The organism is Halolamina sp. (genome assembly GCF_036626355.1).
Lineage (GTDB): Archaea > Halobacteriota > Halobacteria > Halobacteriales > Haloferacaceae > Halolamina.
In genome coordinates this window covers 1-16,895 of sequence record NZ_JAZKRY010000064.1, presented here as the reverse complement: position 1 = coordinate 16,895, position 16,895 = coordinate 1, and the positions used below count along the sequence as shown (strand labels likewise).

General features: G+C 64.9%; 16 protein-coding genes, 1 tRNA gene and 2 pseudogenes. 15 read left to right on the top strand and 4 right to left on the bottom strand.

All coding sequences use genetic code 11. The features are described 5' to 3' along the window. From V5A38_RS10750 to V5A38_RS10730, 5 genes and pseudogenes are all read left to right on the top strand, one after another. Positions 1-925 (top strand): annotated as a pseudogene (locus V5A38_RS10750) (DNA-directed RNA polymerase subunit A'); the annotation flags it as partial. Continuing rightward, a complete protein-coding gene (gene rpoA2 / locus V5A38_RS10745; RefSeq protein ID WP_332325758.1) occupies positions 918-2,189 on the top strand; it encodes a DNA-directed RNA polymerase subunit A'' in 1,272 nt (423 codons plus the stop codon). The pseudogene V5A38_RS10750 and the gene rpoA2, both read left to right, overlap by 8 nt. Positions 2,190-2,235: 46 nt before the next feature. Then, complete coding sequence (locus tag V5A38_RS10740; RefSeq protein WP_332325757.1) at positions 2,236-2,658, top strand: NusA-like transcription termination signal-binding factor; 423 nt, start codon at positions 2,236-2,238, stop codon at positions 2,656-2,658. 201 nt (positions 2,659-2,859) lie between these two features. Continuing rightward, the gene (locus V5A38_RS10735) at positions 2,860-3,288 is read left to right on the top strand and encodes a 30S ribosomal protein S12 (RefSeq protein WP_209489934.1); all 429 of its coding nucleotides are present in this window, start codon (positions 2,860-2,862) and stop codon (positions 3,286-3,288) included. After that, positions 3,285-3,899, top strand: coding sequence for a 30S ribosomal protein S7 (locus V5A38_RS10730; protein WP_332325756.1), 615 nt, complete (start codon positions 3,285-3,287; stop codon positions 3,897-3,899). Before V5A38_RS10735 ends, V5A38_RS10730 begins: the two co-directional genes overlap by 4 nt. 154 nt (positions 3,900-4,053) lie before the next feature. On the opposite strand, the gene V5A38_RS10725 is transcribed toward V5A38_RS10730, so the two are convergent. The 3 genes and pseudogenes from V5A38_RS10725 to V5A38_RS10715 all read right to left on the bottom strand — a co-directional run bounded on the left by V5A38_RS10725 (position 4,054) and on the right by V5A38_RS10715 (position 5,248). Then, on the bottom strand, positions 4,054-4,317 hold the full coding sequence (locus V5A38_RS10725) for a HalOD1 output domain-containing protein (RefSeq protein ID WP_332325755.1): 264 nt from the start codon (positions 4,315-4,317) through the stop codon (positions 4,054-4,056). 135 nt (positions 4,318-4,452) lie between these two features. Further along, positions 4,453-4,779 (bottom strand): annotated as a pseudogene (locus tag V5A38_RS10720) (class II aldolase/adducin family protein); the annotation flags it as partial. Positions 4,780-5,104: 325 nt separating this feature from the next. Further along, on the bottom strand, positions 5,105-5,248 hold the full coding sequence (locus V5A38_RS10715; protein WP_332325754.1) for a hypothetical protein: 144 nt from the start codon (positions 5,246-5,248) through the stop codon (positions 5,105-5,107). Between the two features lie 115 nt (positions 5,249-5,363). Between V5A38_RS10715 and V5A38_RS10710 the strand changes: the two genes are divergently transcribed. Further along, positions 5,364-6,677: an MFS transporter gene (locus V5A38_RS10710; protein ID WP_332325753.1), complete on the top strand. Its 1,314-nt coding sequence runs from the start codon at positions 5,364-5,366 to the stop codon at positions 6,675-6,677. A gap of 42 nt (positions 6,678-6,719) precedes the next feature. Continuing rightward, positions 6,720-8,102, top strand: a complete 1,383-nt coding sequence (locus tag V5A38_RS10705) for a PQQ-dependent sugar dehydrogenase (RefSeq protein WP_332325752.1) — start codon at positions 6,720-6,722, stop codon at positions 8,100-8,102. A 351-nt stretch (positions 8,103-8,453) separates the two neighbouring features. Here V5A38_RS10705 and V5A38_RS10700 read toward each other — a convergent pair whose 3' ends face one another. Next, complete coding sequence (locus V5A38_RS10700; protein ID WP_332325751.1) at positions 8,454-9,191, bottom strand: DUF5781 family protein; 738 nt, start codon at positions 9,189-9,191, stop codon at positions 8,454-8,456. Positions 9,192-9,539: 348 nt separating this feature from the next. On the opposite strand from V5A38_RS10700, the gene V5A38_RS10695 reads away from it, so the two are divergent. From V5A38_RS10695 to V5A38_RS10660, 8 genes are all read left to right on the top strand, one after another. Beyond that, entirely contained in the window at positions 9,540-11,729 is a 2,190-nt protein-coding gene (locus tag V5A38_RS10695; RefSeq protein ID WP_332325750.1) for an elongation factor EF-2, read from the top strand. A 160-nt stretch (positions 11,730-11,889) separates the two neighbouring features. Continuing rightward, entirely contained in the window at positions 11,890-12,453 is a 564-nt protein-coding gene (locus V5A38_RS10690) for an amino acid-binding protein (RefSeq protein ID WP_332325749.1), read from the top strand. Next, positions 12,450-13,412, top strand: coding sequence for a homoserine dehydrogenase (locus V5A38_RS10685; protein WP_332325748.1), 963 nt, complete (start codon positions 12,450-12,452; stop codon positions 13,410-13,412). Before V5A38_RS10690 ends, V5A38_RS10685 begins: the two co-directional genes overlap by 4 nt. A gap of 137 nt (positions 13,413-13,549) precedes the next feature. Next, positions 13,550-14,818 (top strand): translation elongation factor EF-1 subunit alpha, encoded by a 1,269-nt coding sequence (gene tuf, locus V5A38_RS10680; protein WP_332325747.1) that lies wholly within the window; start codon positions 13,550-13,552, stop codon positions 14,816-14,818. Then, positions 14,819-15,133: a 30S ribosomal protein S10 gene (rpsJ, locus tag V5A38_RS10675; RefSeq protein WP_332325746.1), complete on the top strand. Its 315-nt coding sequence runs from the start codon at positions 14,819-14,821 to the stop codon at positions 15,131-15,133. It begins immediately after the preceding gene. 105 nt (positions 15,134-15,238) lie between these two features. Continuing rightward, a tRNA-Ala gene (locus tag V5A38_RS10670) sits at positions 15,239-15,310 on the top strand. A gap of 609 nt (positions 15,311-15,919) precedes the next feature. Then, positions 15,920-16,198: a DUF6516 family protein gene (locus V5A38_RS10665; protein WP_332325759.1), complete on the top strand. Its 279-nt coding sequence runs from the start codon at positions 15,920-15,922 to the stop codon at positions 16,196-16,198. Between the two features lie 20 nt (positions 16,199-16,218). Further along, positions 16,219-16,647, top strand: a complete 429-nt coding sequence (locus tag V5A38_RS10660) for a hypothetical protein (protein ID WP_332325745.1) — start codon at positions 16,219-16,221, stop codon at positions 16,645-16,647. The last annotated feature ends 248 nt before the right edge of the window (positions 16,648-16,895 follow it).

Sequence of the window (16,895 nt, the reverse complement as noted above, 5' to 3'; positions counted from 1 at the left end):
CATCACGAAGGAGTACTCGGAGACGCGTGCCCGCGTGTTCATCAACGAGGTGGCCACACTGGCGATGCGCTCCATCATGCACTTCGGGTTCTCGATCGGGATCGACGACGAGTCCATCCCGCCCGCGGCCTCCGAACAGGTCGACGAGGCCATCGACAACGCTCACGAGCGCGTGAACGAGCTCATCGAGACCTACCGTGCCGGCGAGCTCAACTCCATCCCCGGCCGGACCGTCGACGAGACACTCGAGCTGAAGATCATGCAGACGCTGGGCAAGGCGCGTGACTCCGCGGGTGACATCGCCGACGACCACTTCGACGACGACAACCCCGCCGTGGTCATGGCTCAGTCCGGTGCGCGTGGTTCGATGCTCAACCTGACCCAGATGGCCGGCTGTGTCGGCCAGCAGTCCGTCAGCGGCGAGCGCATCAACCGCGGCTACGAGGACCGCACGCTGAGTCACTTCAAGCGCGGCGACCTCTCTGCCGAAGCACACGGCTTCGTGGAGAACTCCTACCGCTCGGGGCTCTCCCCGCGGGAGTTCTTCTTCCACGCCATGGGGGGCCGCGAGGGGCTGGTCGACACGGCAGTCCGGACCTCCAAGTCCGGCTACCTGCAGCGTCGGCTCATCAACGCACTCTCGGAGCTGGAAGCGCAGTACGACGGCACAGTCCGTGACACCTCGGGCACCGTCGTCCAGTTCGAGTTCGGCGAGGACGGCACCTCGCCCGTGAAGGTCTCCTCCGGCGAGGACGACCCCATCGACGTGGAGGGAATCACCCAGCGCGTACTCGACAGCGAGTTCAGCAGCGACGAACAGAAAGCCCGGTTCCTCGGCGAGCGCGACGAGACGACGAACCTCTCGGAGTACGCCGGACCGGGTCTCAACAAGGCCGGCGGTGCGGGGGTGAAATCCGATGACTGAGGCACTCCCCGAGAGCTTCGAACACATCGACGAGCAGACTGAGAAGCTCGTCGAGGGGACGGATATCCCGCGACGACTGAAAGACCGCGTCTACACCGCCATCGAGGAAGCGAACGGCGCAACCAGGACCGAGGCCGAGGAGATCGTCACCGCGGTCGTCAACCGCTATAACGAGACGCGGGTCGACGCGCTCGACCCCGTCGGGACGGTGTCGGCTCAGTCCATCGGTGAACCGGGAACCCAGCTGACGATGAACACGTTCCACTTCGCGGGCGTCGCGGAGATCGACGTGACCCAAGGGCTGCCCCGACTCATCGAGCTGGTCGACGCCCGGAAGACGCCGGACACGCCAACGATGACGGTCTACCTCGACGGCGAGTACGCGACCGACCGCGACAAGGCCCGCGAGGTCGTCTGGCAGATCGAGGCGACGAAGATCCTCGCGCTGGGGAACGTCTCGACCAACGTGGCCGACATGCAGGTCACCATCGACCTGAACGAGGACACGCTCCAGAAGCGCTGGCCCACCTACGACGACGTGGGCGAGGTCGCCGAGGAGATCCAGGAGACCATCGAGAGCAACCTGAAGGTCGCGACGAAGCGCCAGGGAACGAAGATCGCGTTCGGCCCCGAGCAGCCCAGCTACCGACAGCTGCTCCAGCTGGTCGAGGAGCTCCGCGAGGTCGTGTTCAAGGGCATCGAGGAGGTCTCCCGCGTCGTTATCCGGAAGGAGGAGATGGACGACAGGGAGGAACAGGGTTCCTCTAGCAGCCGGACGGAGTCCGGCGACGGCGAGGAGGAGTTCGTGCTCTACACCGAGGGGTCGGCGTTCGGCGACGTGCTCGAGATCGAGGGCGTCGACACCACCCGCTCGACCTGTAACAACATCCACGAGGTTCACGAGGAGCTCGGGATCGAGGCCGCTCGTGAGACCATCATCAACGAGACCAACGAGACGCTCGCCGAGCAGGGGCTCGACGACGTGAACGTTCGCCACCTGATGCTGGTCGCGGACATCATGACCAACCGCGGCACCATCCAGTCCATCGGCCGGCACGGGATCTCCGGCTCGAAGGACTCGGTGCTCGCCCGCGCGGCGTTCGAGGTGACGGTGAACCACCTGCTCGACGCCGCTATCCACGGCGAGGTCGACGACCTCAACGGCGTCATCGAGAACGTCATCGTCGGGAAGCCAGTCTCCATCGGCACCGGCGACGTCGACCTCCGGATGGGGTCGAAGCCGAGCACCTCCGCGGACGACTGATGACCCGCCAGCCCTCCACAGCCCGGCGCGTCGCCGAGGTGCGCCGATGACGGTGACGCTCTCGGACGAGGCCCGGCAGTATATCCAGGCCTTCGACGAACTCACCGGTGTCACCCCGGTCGACTGCCTGATACGCGACGAGCGAATCGTCTTCCTCGTCCCCGCTGGGAAGATGGGGACGGCAATCGGCCCGCACGGCGAGACGGTCCAGCAGGTCGAGGAGCGCCTCAGCGAATCGGTCGACCTCGTCGAGAACGCCGACGACCGGGCGGCGTTCGTCGCGAATTGCCTCGCGCCCGCGGCCGTGCGTAACGTCACGCTCTCCGAACAGGGTGGTAGCACCGTCGCCTACGTCGAGGTGCCCCAGGCTGACCGCGGCGTCGCCATCGGCGCCGAGGGCGAGTCCATCGAGACCGCCCGGGAACTCGCCGCGCGGCATTTCGACATCGACGACGTGCAGCTGACGTAGCGGGCGTCAGCCTGACTCGGTCTCACCGGTTCTCAGGCCCCTATCGGCGCCGAAACCCGCGCTCGACGTGTTACGCGACGACGGCCGTATCTCGCCGAAACGGCCTCAGATTCGATTAGCGTAACCGCTAAGGTGCTCTCGACCCGTCTCGCCTCGGCGAAAGGTGATGCTTAAGTGGCTCCGTTGGGAATCTGACTGTACATGGCGAACGGCAAATACGCCGCGCGGAAGCTCAAGAAGGACCGTCAGAAGCGACGGTGGTCCGACTCCGAGTACGCGCGCCGCGAGCGAGGACTCAAGGAGAAGTCCGACCCCCTCGAGGGTGCGCCTCAGGGTCGGGGTATCGTGCTGGAGAAGGTGGGTATCGAGGCAAAACAGCCCAACTCGGCGATCCGGAAATGCGTCCGGGTCCAGCTCATCAAGAACGGGAAGCAGGTCACCGCGTTCTGTCCCGGTGACGGCGCCATCTCGTTTATCGACGAGCACGACGAGGTCACCATCGCCGGGATCGGCGGCTCGAAAGGTCGAGCGATGGGTGACATCTCGGGTGTCAACTACAAGGTCGAGAAAGTCAACGGCGTCTCGATGATCGAACTGGTTCGCGGCAACGCGGAGAAACCGGTCCGATGAGCGGGCAGGACGCCCCCGAGCCCGACGCGCCGGGCGCCGCCGAGGATCTCGAGACCGACGCCCTGCTGTTCGGCGTCTGGGACGTGAGCGAGATCGAGTACAGCGACCCCTCCACGCGTCGCTACCTCAACGTCACGCCCGTGGCCCACACGATGGGCCGGCACGCAAGCAAGCAGTTCCAGAAGTCCGAGATCAGCATCGTCGAGCGGCTCATCAATCGGCTGATGCAGACCGAGGACAACACCGGCCACAAGCAGAAGACCACCAACATCGTTCGGGACGCCTTCGAGGCCGTCCACGAGCAGACCGAGGAGAACCCGGCGCAGGTGCTGGTGACGGCCGTCGAGAACGCCGCCCCGCGCGAGGAGACCGTTCGCCTGAAGTACGGCGGCATCTCCGTCCCGAAAGCTGTCGACGTGGCTCCCCAGCGCCGTGTCGACCAGGGGCTGAAGTTCATCGCGGTGGGCACGCTCAACGCCTCCCGTAACTCCACCACCAGCGCCGCCGAGGCGCTGGCCCGACAGCTCATCGGCGCCGCCGAGTACGACGTGCAGGCCTACCCCATCTCCCAGAAGGAGGAGACCGAGCGCGTCGCGGCCGCAGCTCGCTGAGCAGTTCTCTCTCTCTTTCGTTTTCAGCGTTCGACGAGCGCCTGCACCGTCAACCGAGTGGTTCGCTCGAAAGCGATCGCTTCCCGAACAGTGGAAGAACGTTCTCCGATACTCCGTCAGGTCTGGTCCGGCGGTCAGTCTGTGTGCGTCTCTGTCAGTCGTCGCTCACGGGCGTTCCGACAGTCTGATAGCCGGAACGGAGCTCGTCGAGCGTCACGGTTCTGTCGCTTTCGACCGTCACTTCGTATCCGGCATAGATGAACGAGACCTCGCCGTCCGACATGGCCTCGACGAGCGCATCGAGGGCGTCCGGGTCGATGACGTCGTACAGCGGCGGTTGGTCGAGAACGTCGGTATCGGCCGTGTTCGCTACTTTCTCGACGATCTGCTCGGCGATCGTCCCGTTCGCCCGTAACATACTCTGGCGTTCATCTGGGTTTAGATAAATCCCCGTCAGACATCAATACGCTATCTGCTAGGTCGGCGTTCCCTATATAAAGACGTGCTCTGGGGGGCAGTTCAGGGGAGCTTCCCGGATAGAACGAGATTACCGTTACTCCTCCTGCCCGTACTCCGCGAACTTCTCCATCGTCGCCTCTAGTGCCGCGTCATCAAGTTCAACCGGTTCACCAACCGCGCTCGCCTGCAGGTAGAGCCGGGAAAGCGACTCGACGTGGGTGGTGTGTTCGAGCGCCGTCTCGACATCCTTTGCAACCACTACCAGCCCGTGGTTCTCGATGAACGTCGCCGACGCCTCGGCCTCGGCCATCGCGGCGACGACGTTCACGGCCAGTTCCTCGGTGCCGTAGGGGGCGAATTCGGCGACAGGAACGCGCTTTCCAACCGCGACGATCATGTAGTGAATCGGGGGGAGCTCGCGCGGTCTCCTCGCTGGTCAGCAGGTGGTCGACGAACCTCTCGATACCGAGATGACGGATCTTCTCCAGCTGGATTCGGGTCGTGAGGTTGCCGAGGATGGCGATATCGACGCTGGCCTCCTGCAGGGTCGAGAGCGTCTCCTCGACGCCGTCGAACAGCTCCATCGTGGCGACGTAGGCGTCCCAGTACGCGTCACCGAGCGCGAGCGCGTCGCCCGAGCGGTGGGTGTTGGCGTAGATGTCGATGAGTCGCTTGAAGTAGAGGTAGCGTTCGTGAGCGGAGGCGGTCCCGGCGAGTTCGCGTTTCACCTCGGGGCGGGCCGCCTCCTAACGCTCCCCGAACTCGTCGCGACGGAGGTCGTAGCCCAGGTCGAGAAACCTCTCCCAGGCGGCCCGCTTTCCCGCCTCGTTGCAGGGCGGGTAGGCATACAGGGTGTGGTCCAGGTCGAAGAACACTGCGCGGGACTGCATGGCCGTGGACTCCGGGGGCTCCGGCAAATCGTTGTCGGCCCCGAAACTTCTTCGATAGCCTACAGGAACTCGTTTCAGAAAGAACTTTTCTCGGCTACTCACGTATGTTTGTCCAGTGCCCTCCCGCGTCGTCACGAAGTTCTACCTGCTGCAGGCGACCCGCTCGGTCGGGTTCATCTCCCCGATTTTCACGCTGTTTCTCCTGCGGTCGTTGAACTTCACCCAGATCGGGGTGTTGAGCGCGCTCTCGGCGGCGCTGGTCGTCGCTGGCGAGGTGCCGACGGGCTACGTCGGGGACTGGCTGGGCCGTCGGGCGAGCATCGCCATCAGTATCGGCCTGAAAGCCATCTCGCTTGCGGGGTTCGTCGTCGCCCAGTCGTTCTGGGCCTACGCGGTGCTCTACGTCCCGTGGGCCATCGGGATGACGTTTGCTTCCGGGAGCGTCGACGCCTGGCTCTACGACACGCTCGACGAGCGCCTGGATACTGACGCGTTCACCCGGGTCAGGGGCCGTGGGGCGGCGGTGATGCAGTGGACGTCCGTCGCGACGGCGATAGGGGGCGGGCTGCTCTACGCATTCAGACCGACGTGGCCGTTCATCGCCAGTTTCGGGCTGAACGTGCTGGGGCTGGGCGTGCTGTTCTCGCTGCCGGCGAACCGCGCATACCGGGAAACGGGGGAGCACGACCGCGTGGGCCCGGCGGCACGGGACACGTTCGCCGTCCTGAAGCGGGCGGTCGCGACGCCGAAACTTCGCTCGTTCGTGCTCTACGTCGCGCTCTTTTTCGGCGTCGTCAGCGCCTCGACGACGTACGTCCAGCCGGTCGCGGAGGCGCTGTTCGCCTCGGCCGGGAGCGGCGGTGCATCCGCCGCTCTCTCGAGGGTGGGCGGCGCCGCGGGACCGCTGGCTGCGGTCTTCCCCGAGGGCGTTTCCGTCGGTGTCGGCCTCGGCCTGCTCTACGCGGGGTTCACCGGCGTTTCGGCCGTCGCGAGTCAGTACGCCGGACCGTTGGAGGACCGCTTCGGGGTCAGGCCGCTGCTCGTCGCCGTCCCGGTCGTCACCGCCGTGCTGCTCGTGCTGCCGCGGCTCGTCCTCGTCCTCGCGCTCCCGCTGTTCGTCGCCCAACGCGCTGCGCGTTCGCTGCTGCTGCCGATGGTCAACAACCAGGTGAGCGGTGCCGTCGACGACTCTGGGCGCGCGACGGTGCTCTCCTCGGTCTCGCTGTTGGTCCGCCTCTGGAAGCTTCCCCTCGCAGTCGGTGCGGGTGTGCTCGCCGATACCGCTGGCACGGACGCCGCCGGCAGTGTCAGTGCGGTCGGCGAAACGACCGCGCTGGCGGCGCTTGGCGGCCTCTTCCTCCTCGTAACCCTCGGCGTCGTTCTCGCGGGCCGGTCAGTTCGGGGGTTGGCGCCATCCGGTGTCCAGTAACACCGACCGAAGAGTTTAGGAGCCGCCTCAGGTAAGGCGCGTATGATTCCGGACGAGCTCCGCCGCCGCCGCCTGCTCGCGCTCTCGACGGTCGCTCTGGCCGGCTGTAGCGGCGCGCCGGGAGGGACTGACACGAAAGACAACTCCTCGGGAGGTGACGGTTGGCTGGGGACAGAGACAGCAACGTCGACGCCAACACCGCAGGTACCGCAGTACGACACGAGCCTCAGCCACGACGAGACGGCGTGGGCCGGCTACGACCCGGAGTGGACTGCGCCGAGCACCGCCCCCGAGCGCTCGCTCTCTGTCGAAGTGTTGGTCGAGAACCTCGAAATCCCGTGGGACCTCGCCTTTGCCCCGACAGGGCAACTGTTTCTGACCGAGCGCACCGGGCGGATACTGCGCTACGAGGAGGGCGAGGTGGTCGGCGTCACCCGGCCACACGAGGCGATCGACGCCGGCTCGGTCGAGCCTGGAGCGACCGAGAACTCGTGGTTCGTCGACGGCGGCGAGGGCGGGACGATGGGGCTGGCGGTCCACCCGAACTACCCCGACGTGCCGCTGCTCTACGTCTACTACACCGCGGATGTCGGCGACAAGTTGGTGAATCGGCTCGCGTACTACGACGTCTCCGCTGACGAGCCGGGCAAACACAGCAAGACGCTCCTGGAAACGCCAGCCTCGAACATCCACAACGGTGGGCGCATCACGTTCGGTCCGGCGAACTATCTCTATGTGACGGTCGGCGACGCCGGCGAGAGGGAACTGGCTGGCGACCCCGACTCACTGGCGGGTTCGGTGCTCCGACTCACAGCCGAAGGTGAGGCAGCGCCGGGTAACGAGAGCCCCGGCGACCCGCGAATCTTCACGATGGGCCACCGTAACCCGCAAGGGATCGGCTGGCTTCCGGATACGACGACGATCGTCGACGAGCACGGCCCCGGGCCGGACGAACTGAACCGGCTCGAAGTCGGCGCGAACTACGGCTGGCCCGAGGCCCGGGAACCGGAGCAGTACGAAGGGACGGATTACCACCGCCCGCTGGCGAATCACCCAATCGACGGCGGCGTCTGGGCGCCCTCGGGCGCGGTGTTCTACCAGGGGGAGACGCTCCCGTCGCTCACGAACCGCTATCTCGTCGGGACACTCGCGAGCCAGCAGTTGAAGCTGTTCACGCTGACCCCACCCGGCGGGGAGCCGCCGCCGCTGGGCGAGACCGGCACCCGATACGATGCGGACTGGCTCGACGACGCCTACACTGTGACGAGTCACGACGCGCTGACGAACGAACTCGGCCGGATTCGGCACATCGAACAAGGGCCCGACGGCGCGCTCTACGCCATCACGTCGAACCGGGACGGGCGAGCGAACGGGGAGTTCCCGTTGGAACGAGACGACGTGCTGGTGCGGCTCACGCAGGGGTAGCGAGCTGTCGTGAGCAGGGCGGCGGCGTGACCTTTTCGATACATCCAGCGGTCGGCCCGAAACGCGAGCGCCGTCGTGTGCGAGCGGGCGCGAGGTTCTCGTGAGCACGACGGGACCGAAGGTCCCGCTTGCAGTCGGCGAAGCCGGCGACCAAGCGAACGAGAGCACGAGAGAGCTTGCTCTCTCGGAGGGCGAGCGACTGTAGGCAGCGAGCCGGCTGGGGAGGAACGAGGCTGCCGCGGAGCGTTGCGGTACACTTGGCCAACGATCGAGCCGCTGTTGCGGTCTGCGGTCGCCGTCGCGGAGACAGGCCCCCACCCACAGTTCAATAGCTCCTCTCTCGAACCGTACTCACCCCGAGCCCACGTACGCTCTGGTCATCTCGACCAGCGCCTTGCGATACTCGCTTTCGGTCGGGTCGGCCTCGAGCGAGCGGAACGCGTCGACGAACTGGTGAATCGACACTTCCGGCGCGTCATCGGCGGCGGCATGAGCCAGGTCGTAGAGACGGTGGTCATCGCCGACGAGATCGTGTCGTTCGACGAGCGCGAGCGCGAAGGCGGCGTTGACCGCCGTGATCTCCGGGTCGGCGTTGGGGCTCGCGAGCTGCCAGCCCGTCGGCACCGCGGGCGGACGGTCGGCGATGGCGGCCGCCAACCGCGATTCCAGAAACGTGACGAGTTTCGTGCCGGGCGCCAGCGAGAGGGTGATATCGTCGGCGTAGATATCCTTCATGTGGTTGGCGAGCTGATAGACGTGACTGAGCTTCCGGCGCTCGACGCTCTTGCCAGCCAGTCCGAGGAAGATGGCCTCCCGAGTGGACTGGTGGTGTGACGGATGGCGCTCCTCGTAGCGCGCCATATGTGAGAGCTCGTGGAGGGTGAGCTCCCTGGCCATCGCACTGGTTGCGGCCTGTCGGGAGATGTTGAGCACGTGTCTCTCGTCGTAGTGCCCGGCCCAGGTCCGTTCGTCGGGGTCCTCGCGCAGGCGAACGTGCACGGGCAACCCGATATCGTGCTCGGTCTCGAACAGCTCTGCTGCACCGAGAAAGGGTTCGGCAGGCCCGCCCTCGGGTAATCGTATATCCATGCGTATCTGTACCACGAAGTCAACGCGGAAGACGGTTTCGCCAGTGACAGCTATCTCAGGATGGGTGTGGCAGGCCGACGGAAGAATCACCCCCTGACGCACGGTCAATCAGCTCGTGCGCGAGCGACGCTGCCAGTGGTGGCACGCCCCGGATCCGTCGCCGATGCGCTGGACGCCATCGTCGACGGCGCTGAGCTGTGACGGCCCAGCCCACGGCCCTCGAGCGATGGGGCCGTGTGTCCTCGAGTCGAACCCTCCGTTGACGCCGGTGAAACCACCGTGTGGCGGCGTACCGTTCCTTCGGGCGAAACACTACCCTTTTGACCCCGCCATGGGTAAAACACGGTAATGGGCCGACGTAGAAAAATCGTCGAAGAGTGTGAACGATTGATGAATAACCCGGAGAACATCCGGAACATCGCAATCGCTGCACACGTCGACCACGGCAAGACGACGCTCTCTGACAATCTTCTGGCTGGCGCGGGCATGATCTCGGAGGAGTCCGCCGGTGAGCAGCTCGCGATGGACACGAAAGAAGACGAGCAGGAGCGTGGGATCACCATCGACGCGGCGAACGTCTCGATGACCCACGACTATCAGGACACCAACCACCTGATCAACCTCATCGACACTCCTGGCCACGTCGACTTCGGTGGTGACGTGACGCGAGCGATGCGTGCCGTCGACGGCGCGCTCGTGGTTGTCGACGCGGTTGAGGGCGCGATGCCCCAGACCGAGACGGTGCTCCGGCAGGCGCTCCGCGAGGGCGTCAAGCCGACGCTGTTCATCAACAAGGTCGACCGCCTCATCTCCGAACTGCAGGAAGGTGAGGAGGAGATGCAGGAGCGGCTCCTCGGCGTCATCGCCGACGTGAACGAGCTGGTCCGCGGAATGACCGAGGAGATGGACGATATCACCGAGGACTGGACCGTCTCCGTCGAAGCGGGGACCGTCGGCTTCGGCTCGGCGCTCTACAAGTGGGGCGTTTCGATGCCGTCGATGCAGGAGACCGGCATCTCCTTCGCGGATATCGTCGAGATGGAGCAGAACGACCAGCGCCAGGAGCTTCACGAGCGCTCGCCGCTCTCGGACGTCGTGCTCGACATGGTCTGTGAGCACTTCCCGAACCCGGTCGACGCACAGCCGGACCGCGTTCCGCGTATCTGGCGTGGCGACCCCGACTCGCAGCTGGCCGAGGACATGCAGATGGTCAACGAGGACGGCGACGTCGTGCTCATGGTGACGGACATCTCCATGGACCCGCACGCCGGCGAAATCGCGACGGGTCGTGTCTTCTCCGGGACGCTGGAGAAGGGCCAGGACCTCTTTGTCTCCGGGACGGCCGGGAAGAACCGCATCCAGTCCGTCGGGCTGTTCATGGGGAGTGAGCGGGAAGAAGTGGATCACGTTCCCGCGGGGAACATCGCTTCCGTCACGGGTCTCCGAGACGCCATCGCCGGCTCGACGGTCTCCTCCGTCGAGATGACGCCCTTCGAGTCCATCGAGCACATCTCGAAGCCGGTCATCACGAAGTCCGTCGAGGCGCAGTCGATGGACGACCTGCCGAAGCTCATCGAGACGCTCCAGCAGGTCGCAAAAGAGGACCCCACTATCCAGATCGAGATCAACGAGGACACCGGGGAGCACCTCATCCGCGGCCAGGGCGAGCTTCACCTCGAAGTCGTGACACAGCGCATCGAGAAGAACCAGGGTATCCCGGTCAACACCGGCGAACCCATCGTCGTCTACCGCGAGCAGCCCCAGGAGGCGTCCCGCGAGGTCGAGGGCGTCTCACCCAACCGGCACAACAAGTTCTACATCTCCATCCACCCGATGGCGCAGGACATCGTCGATGCGATTCAGCTCGGCGAGGTCTCGATGGACATGCCCGAACTGGAGCGCCGGGAAGCGCTGCAGGACGCCGGCATGGACAAGGACACCTCCCAGAACGTGGAGACCCTCCACGGGACGAACATCCTCATCGACGACACGAAGGGGATTCAGCACCTGAACGAGACGATGGAGCTCGTGGTCGAAGGGCTCCAGGAAGCGCTCGACGACGGCCCGCTGGCCGCCGAGCCCGTGCAGGGGACGCTCCTTCGCCTGCACGACGCGCGACTCCACGAGGACACCATCCACCGTGGTCCCGCACAGGTCATCCCCGCCGTCCGTGAGGCCGTCCACCGCGCCCTCATCGACGGCGAGATCCGCATGCTCGAACCGATCCAGAACGTCCGGATCGACGTTCCGAGCGAGCACATGGGCGCGGCGTCCGGCGAGATTCAGGGTCGCCGTGGCCGCGTCGACGACATGTACCAGGAGGCCGGCCAGATGGTCGTCGAGGGCATCGCGCCCGTCGGGGAGATGATCGGGTTCTCCAGCGACATCCGGAGCGCCACCGAGGGCTCGGCGTCCTGGAACACCGAGAACGCGGGCTTTCGCGTGATGGCGGACAACCTCCAGCGTGAGAAGATCATGGAGATTCGCGAGCGCAAGGGGATGAAGCTCGAACTGCCACAGTCGGTCGACTACTTCTAACGCGGCGCGGTTAAGCCCGTTTTTCCGCGCTCTTCGAACACCGAGCCGTTACTGTCGTGCTGGCCGCTCTCACACGCCGGGAAAGCTTATCCGACCACCACTGCATCCCAGTGTATGTGCCGTTCCCTTCAGCCCGACCGACCGGACCGGGTGGTCTCTCGTGAGTGAGCAGGCGCCGGCCGACGACGGCTCGGCCGACCCAACTGCCGACGGCGGCACCACCACACATACACTCCGGCTGGAACTTGACGATGAACCGGGCGAACTCGCCGCTGCACTCGACCCGATCGCCGAGCACGGCGGCAACCTCCTCTCGGTGTTCCACGAGCGCGGCAATCTCACACCCGGGGGACGCGTTCCCATCGAAGTGGACCTGGAGTGTCCGGCGGGCCGCTTCGACGCCATCGTCGACACGCTTCGTGAGCGTGACGTCACCGTCGTCGCCGCCGACGAGGAGTACTACGGCGAGGCGCTCAGTGTAATCTTGACCGGACATGTGGTCGATACGAATCTCTCGGAGACGCTCCGGGCTATCGAGGAGGGCACCGTTGTCAGTATCAAGGAGATGCAGCTCTCGGCGGCCGGCGGCACCAAGGGGCAGTCGAGCGCGCTGTTCCGGCTGGGTGCGCGAACAGGCCAGCGTGAGGCCGCACTCGACCGCATCCGCGAGGTGGCCGACGAGAACGGACTCGACGTCGTCGAGCCCCTGGAGGTGGCCGAATGAGACTCGCCGTGATGGGCGCGGGCGCGGTTGGGCGCGCCGTCGCCACCCTCGCGGGCGAGTACGGACACGAGGTCATCGGTATCGCGGACTCGTCGGGCGCTACACTTGGCGAGGCGCTGGATGTGGATGCGGTGCTCGATCGGAAGACTCGGACGGGAAGTGTCGGCGACGACGAGCCCGAGACGCTGCTCGACGCCGAGTACGACGTGCTCGTGGAGGCGACGCCGACGACGCTGGGCGACGCCGAGCCGGGGTTCTCACATGCGGTTGCGGCGTTCGAGCGAGACCGGCACGTCGTGCTGGCCAACAAAGGCCCGGTCGCGGAGCGCTACGAGGACCTGCGGGCCGCCGAAGCGGCGAGTGCGGGTGAGCTCCGGTTCGAGGCGACCGTCGCGGGCGCCATTCCCGCGGTGCACACCGTCGAGGACGTCGGGCCGGCGCGTGTCGAGACGGTCCGAGGCGTGCTCAACGGCACCGCGAACTTCGTGCTGTCGCGGATGGCAGCCGAGGGGCTGGAGTACGACCACGTGCTCGCAGAGGCCCAGGAACTCGGCGTCGCGGAAGCGGACCCGAGCTTCGACGTGCAGGGGACCGATGCGGCGCTCAAATGCGTCATCATCGCGAACGTGCTTCGGGAGGCCCGCGACGACCTGGAGGGGTCGCTCTCGCTCGCCGACGCTGCGGTGTCGGGCATCGATGAACTCCCGGCGAGCGCGCTCGAACTCGCCGCCAACGATGGACGAACGGTCCGGCTCATCGGCGAGGCGTCGCCCGAGCGGGTGCGTGTCGGACCGCGACTGCTCCCCGAGAACGGGACGCTGGCGGTGACGGGCACCCAGAACATCGTTCAGGTGGAGACGGGCCATGCCGGGCGACTGAACCTCTCGGGCCGGGGTGCTGGCGGCCCGGAAACGGCTTCAGCGGTGCTATCGGACGTTGGGCGGCTCTCGCCGAACTGATAAATCAATCACCCGATACCCACGGCAACGTCCCACAAACCGCCTGACGTGGCCGGAATCGAGGGACGTATCGAAATGGTTTTACGGCGCTCAAGCTAAAGTTTCCCTACACAGCGCCTTTAGCGCGTGAATCCACCATGAGCGAAGACATACCGCATCAGAACCTGGCCATCATCGGCCACGTTGACCACGGGAAGAGTACGCTCGTGGGTCGGCTCCTGTTCGAGACGGGGTCCGTCCCTGAGCACGTGATCGAACAGCACCGCGAAGAGGCTGAGGAGAAAGGCAAGGGCGGCTTCGAGTTCGCCTACGTCATGGACAACCTCGCCGAGGAGCGGGAGCGCGGTGTCACCATCGACATCGCCCACCAGGAGTTCGACACGGAGAAGTATAATTTCACTATCGTCGACTGCCCGGGCCACCGTGACTTCGTGAAGAACATGATCACGGGCGCCTCGCAGGCCGACAACGCGGTGCTCGTCGTCGCGGCAGACGACGGCGTCGCGCCCCAGACCCGAGAGCACGTGTTCCTGGCCCGCACGCTGGGTATCAACGAGCTCATCGTCGGCATCAACAAGATGGACATCGTCGATTACAGCGAGGACACCTACAAGCAGGTCCGCAGCGAGGTTACCGACCTGCTCAACCAGGTGCGCTTCGACACCGAAGACGCCGAGTTCATCCCGATTTCGGCCTTCGAGGGCGACAACATCGCCGGGCCGTCCGACAACATGGCCTGGTACGACGGGCCGGTCCTGGTCGAGTCCCTCAACCAGCTGCCCGAGCCGCAGCCGCCGACGGACGCGCCGCTGCGACTCCCCATCCAGGACGTCTACACTATCTCCGGTATCGGTACCGTTCCCGTCGGACGAATCGAGACCGGTGTCATGAATATCGGTGACAACGTCTCGTTCCAGCCCAGCGACGTGGGCGGCGAGGTGAAGACCATCGAGATGCACCACGAAGAGGTACCCAAGGCCGAGCCCGGTGACAACGTCGGGTTCAACGTCCGCGGCATCGGCAAGGACGACATCCGCCGTGGCGACGTCGCCGGCCCGGCCGACGACCCGCCCACGGTCGCCGAGACCTTCCAGGCGCAGGTCGTCGTCATGCAGCACCCCTCCGTCATCACAGCTGGGTACACGCCGGTCTTCCACGCCCACACGGCGCAGGTCGCGTGTACCATCGAGGCGATCGACCAGAAGCTCGACCCGTCGACCGGCGAGGTCGCCGAAGAGAACCCGGACTTCATCAAGTCCGGCGACGCCGCAGTCGTGACGGTACGCCCGCAAAAGCCCATCTCCATCGAGCCGTCCGGCGACATTCCGGAGCTCGGGAGCTTCGCCATCCGCGACATGGGTCAGACCATCGCGGCAGGCAAAGTGCTCAGCGTCAACGAGCGATAGATGCCCGAGCAACAGGCCCGCGTCCGACTCAGCGGTACGAGTCCGGAGGACTTGGACGACATCTGTGACGACGTCCAGGAGATCGCGGAGAAGACGGGCGTCTCGCTGTCGGGTCCCATCCCGCTGCCCACGACGGAGCTCAACGTTCCGTCCCGGAAGTCCCCCGACGGTGAGGGGACGGCCACGTGGGAGCACTGGGAGATGCGGGTCCACAAGCGACTGATCGACATCGACGCCGATGAACGCGCGCTACGCCAGCTGATGCGGATTCAGGTTCCGAACGACGTCTCCATCGAGATCGTCCTCGAGGACTAACCGCTCTCAGTTCTCTCCCTTTTCAGCCGGCGAGCCACAGCGTCGTCGCCCGCGGGCACGGGGAAGCGCAACGTTCAAACCGTTCCCCCGACTGCGTACGAATGCGGGCTCGTAGATCAGTGGCAGATCGCTTCCTTCGCAAGGAAGAGGCCCGGGGTTCAAATCCCCGCGAGTCCATTACGCTTCGTAACGCTTTGGATTCACCTATGGAAACGCTGCTAGCCGACCAAACCACGTCTAGCGACAAAATGATTACGCCGTCCGGGGATCTGCTTCTTTCACAGCCGGTAGGCGGTCGAAACGTGTCTGCGGTGCGGTCGCTGTCTGGCGATAGCAGATGCTAAAGAAAGGCTCCGGCCGACCCCCTCGTCTGTCTGCCCGCCCAGTTGTCATCATCGCTCGGAGAGGCGATCTTGTGACTCGGGACGCCAGCACGTGAAGCAGAGATTCACCTATTCGGGCTTTCCCGGATGCCGCGCGCCGCGGCATCCGGGCTGTCACGCCCATGACTCGGCTTCTTTCGCGCACGGACCAGTCAACAGAACGTGCTCTATGGCACGGAATCCTTGTCGGTCTCTTGCGCCCCATATCTTGTTTCACGTTCTCTAGGGATAGCAGCGTTTCCATCGAGTCAGTGGATTTGCCGTAGTTACAAGTGGTGCTTGTCTGTAACGCGGAGGTCGAGTAATCGAGACGCGGCCTGTCTGTAATCTCAGAGGTCCGTTCCGTACTGATGGGGTGTTCCCCATAGGCTTATGATGATGGGGGAAACACCACCATATGTCGATGGGTGCTCAGACCATCCGGGACTTCACGAACACCTTCGACGGGTACGTCGAACGACAGACGATCATCAAGACGGACGATTCGGCGTACCCCTCAGGGTACAAGTATTCGCTGCACTTCGGCACGCTCGACGGCGAGACGATACTTCGGTACGACAACTCTCACGAAGAGACGAAAGGGCACGAACGTCACACTGCCGACGAGGTCGAAGAAATCGAGTTCCCCGGAATGGTCGAACTCGTGGAACAGTTCGAGTCAGAGATCACCGAACACCGCTGAACCACCGCTACTCCCAAACCATGACCGACACCGAATCTACCGACGACCGAACGCTCCACGTCTACGTGGGCGAAGAGGACCGACTCCGCGAACAGACGAAGGACGTGCTTCGAGCCATCGAGGCCGGCGACGAGCCGGAAGATGCCGGCCATACTCACGTGCTCAATTTCGAGTCCGAAGCTGACCTCGCCCGACTCCTGAGCCCCGCGAACCTGGAACTCCTGCGAGCGATCCGCCAGCACGAACCCGAGAGCATGCGGGCAGCTGCGGACGTCGTTGACCGTGATTTCAAAGAGGTACATCGAAATCTCACGGAACTCTCCGAACTCGGCATCATCGAACTGGTCTCCGACGGTCGCTCGAAGCGACCCATCGCACAGTACGACGACATCGAAGTCCACTACTCACTCGTGAACGACGAGGTGACGACCGAACAAGCAGGCGCTTAGGTAATCTTCCAGTAAATACAAACCGCAGGACTGCGCGGAGATTAAACGGATTCTTTGAAACAGCGTACCGGAATCCCCGCGAGTCCACTTCCGCCTTATCAGGCGTCTTGGGTGCTCCACGACCAGTTCATCGGAAGCGTGATCGATTCGGCGAGAATTCGTTACGAGTCGTGTCGGGGGTCATCGCTGTCCTGATTTGCATTCCGAGACTCGGGGACGCGGGAGACAATCAATCGGCCGTTGCCCGA

Coding starts and splice junctions, on each gene's coding strand:
- V5A38_RS10725 (WP_332325755.1), bottom strand. CDS start 4,317: ATGTTACGGGCGAACGGGACGATCGCCGAGCAGATCGTCGAGAAAGTA.
- V5A38_RS10695 (WP_332325750.1), top strand. CDS start 9,540: ATGGGCCGACGTAGAAAAATCGTCGAAGAGTGTGAACGATTGATGAAT.
- V5A38_RS10685 (WP_332325748.1), top strand. CDS start 12,450: ATGAGACTCGCCGTGATGGGCGCGGGCGCGGTTGGGCGCGCCGTCGCC.
- V5A38_RS10665 (WP_332325759.1), top strand. CDS start 15,920: ATGGGTGCTCAGACCATCCGGGACTTCACGAACACCTTCGACGGGTAC.
- tuf (WP_332325747.1), top strand. CDS start 13,550: ATGAGCGAAGACATACCGCATCAGAACCTGGCCATCATCGGCCACGTT.
- V5A38_RS10735 (WP_209489934.1), top strand. CDS start 2,860: ATGGCGAACGGCAAATACGCCGCGCGGAAGCTCAAGAAGGACCGTCAG.
- V5A38_RS10715 (WP_332325754.1), bottom strand. CDS start 5,248: ATGCAGTCCCGCGCAGTGTTCTTCGACCTGGACCACACCCTGTATGCC.
- rpsJ (WP_332325746.1), top strand. CDS start 14,819: ATGCCCGAGCAACAGGCCCGCGTCCGACTCAGCGGTACGAGTCCGGAG.
- V5A38_RS10660 (WP_332325745.1), top strand. CDS start 16,219: ATGACCGACACCGAATCTACCGACGACCGAACGCTCCACGTCTACGTG.
- rpoA2 (WP_332325758.1), top strand. CDS start 918: ATGACTGAGGCACTCCCCGAGAGCTTCGAACACATCGACGAGCAGACT.
- V5A38_RS10705 (WP_332325752.1), top strand. CDS start 6,720: ATGATTCCGGACGAGCTCCGCCGCCGCCGCCTGCTCGCGCTCTCGACG.
- V5A38_RS10740 (WP_332325757.1), top strand. CDS start 2,236: ATGACGGTGACGCTCTCGGACGAGGCCCGGCAGTATATCCAGGCCTTC.
- V5A38_RS10730 (WP_332325756.1), top strand. CDS start 3,285: ATGAGCGGGCAGGACGCCCCCGAGCCCGACGCGCCGGGCGCCGCCGAG.
- V5A38_RS10700 (WP_332325751.1), bottom strand. CDS start 9,191: ATGGATATACGATTACCCGAGGGCGGGCCTGCCGAACCCTTTCTCGGT.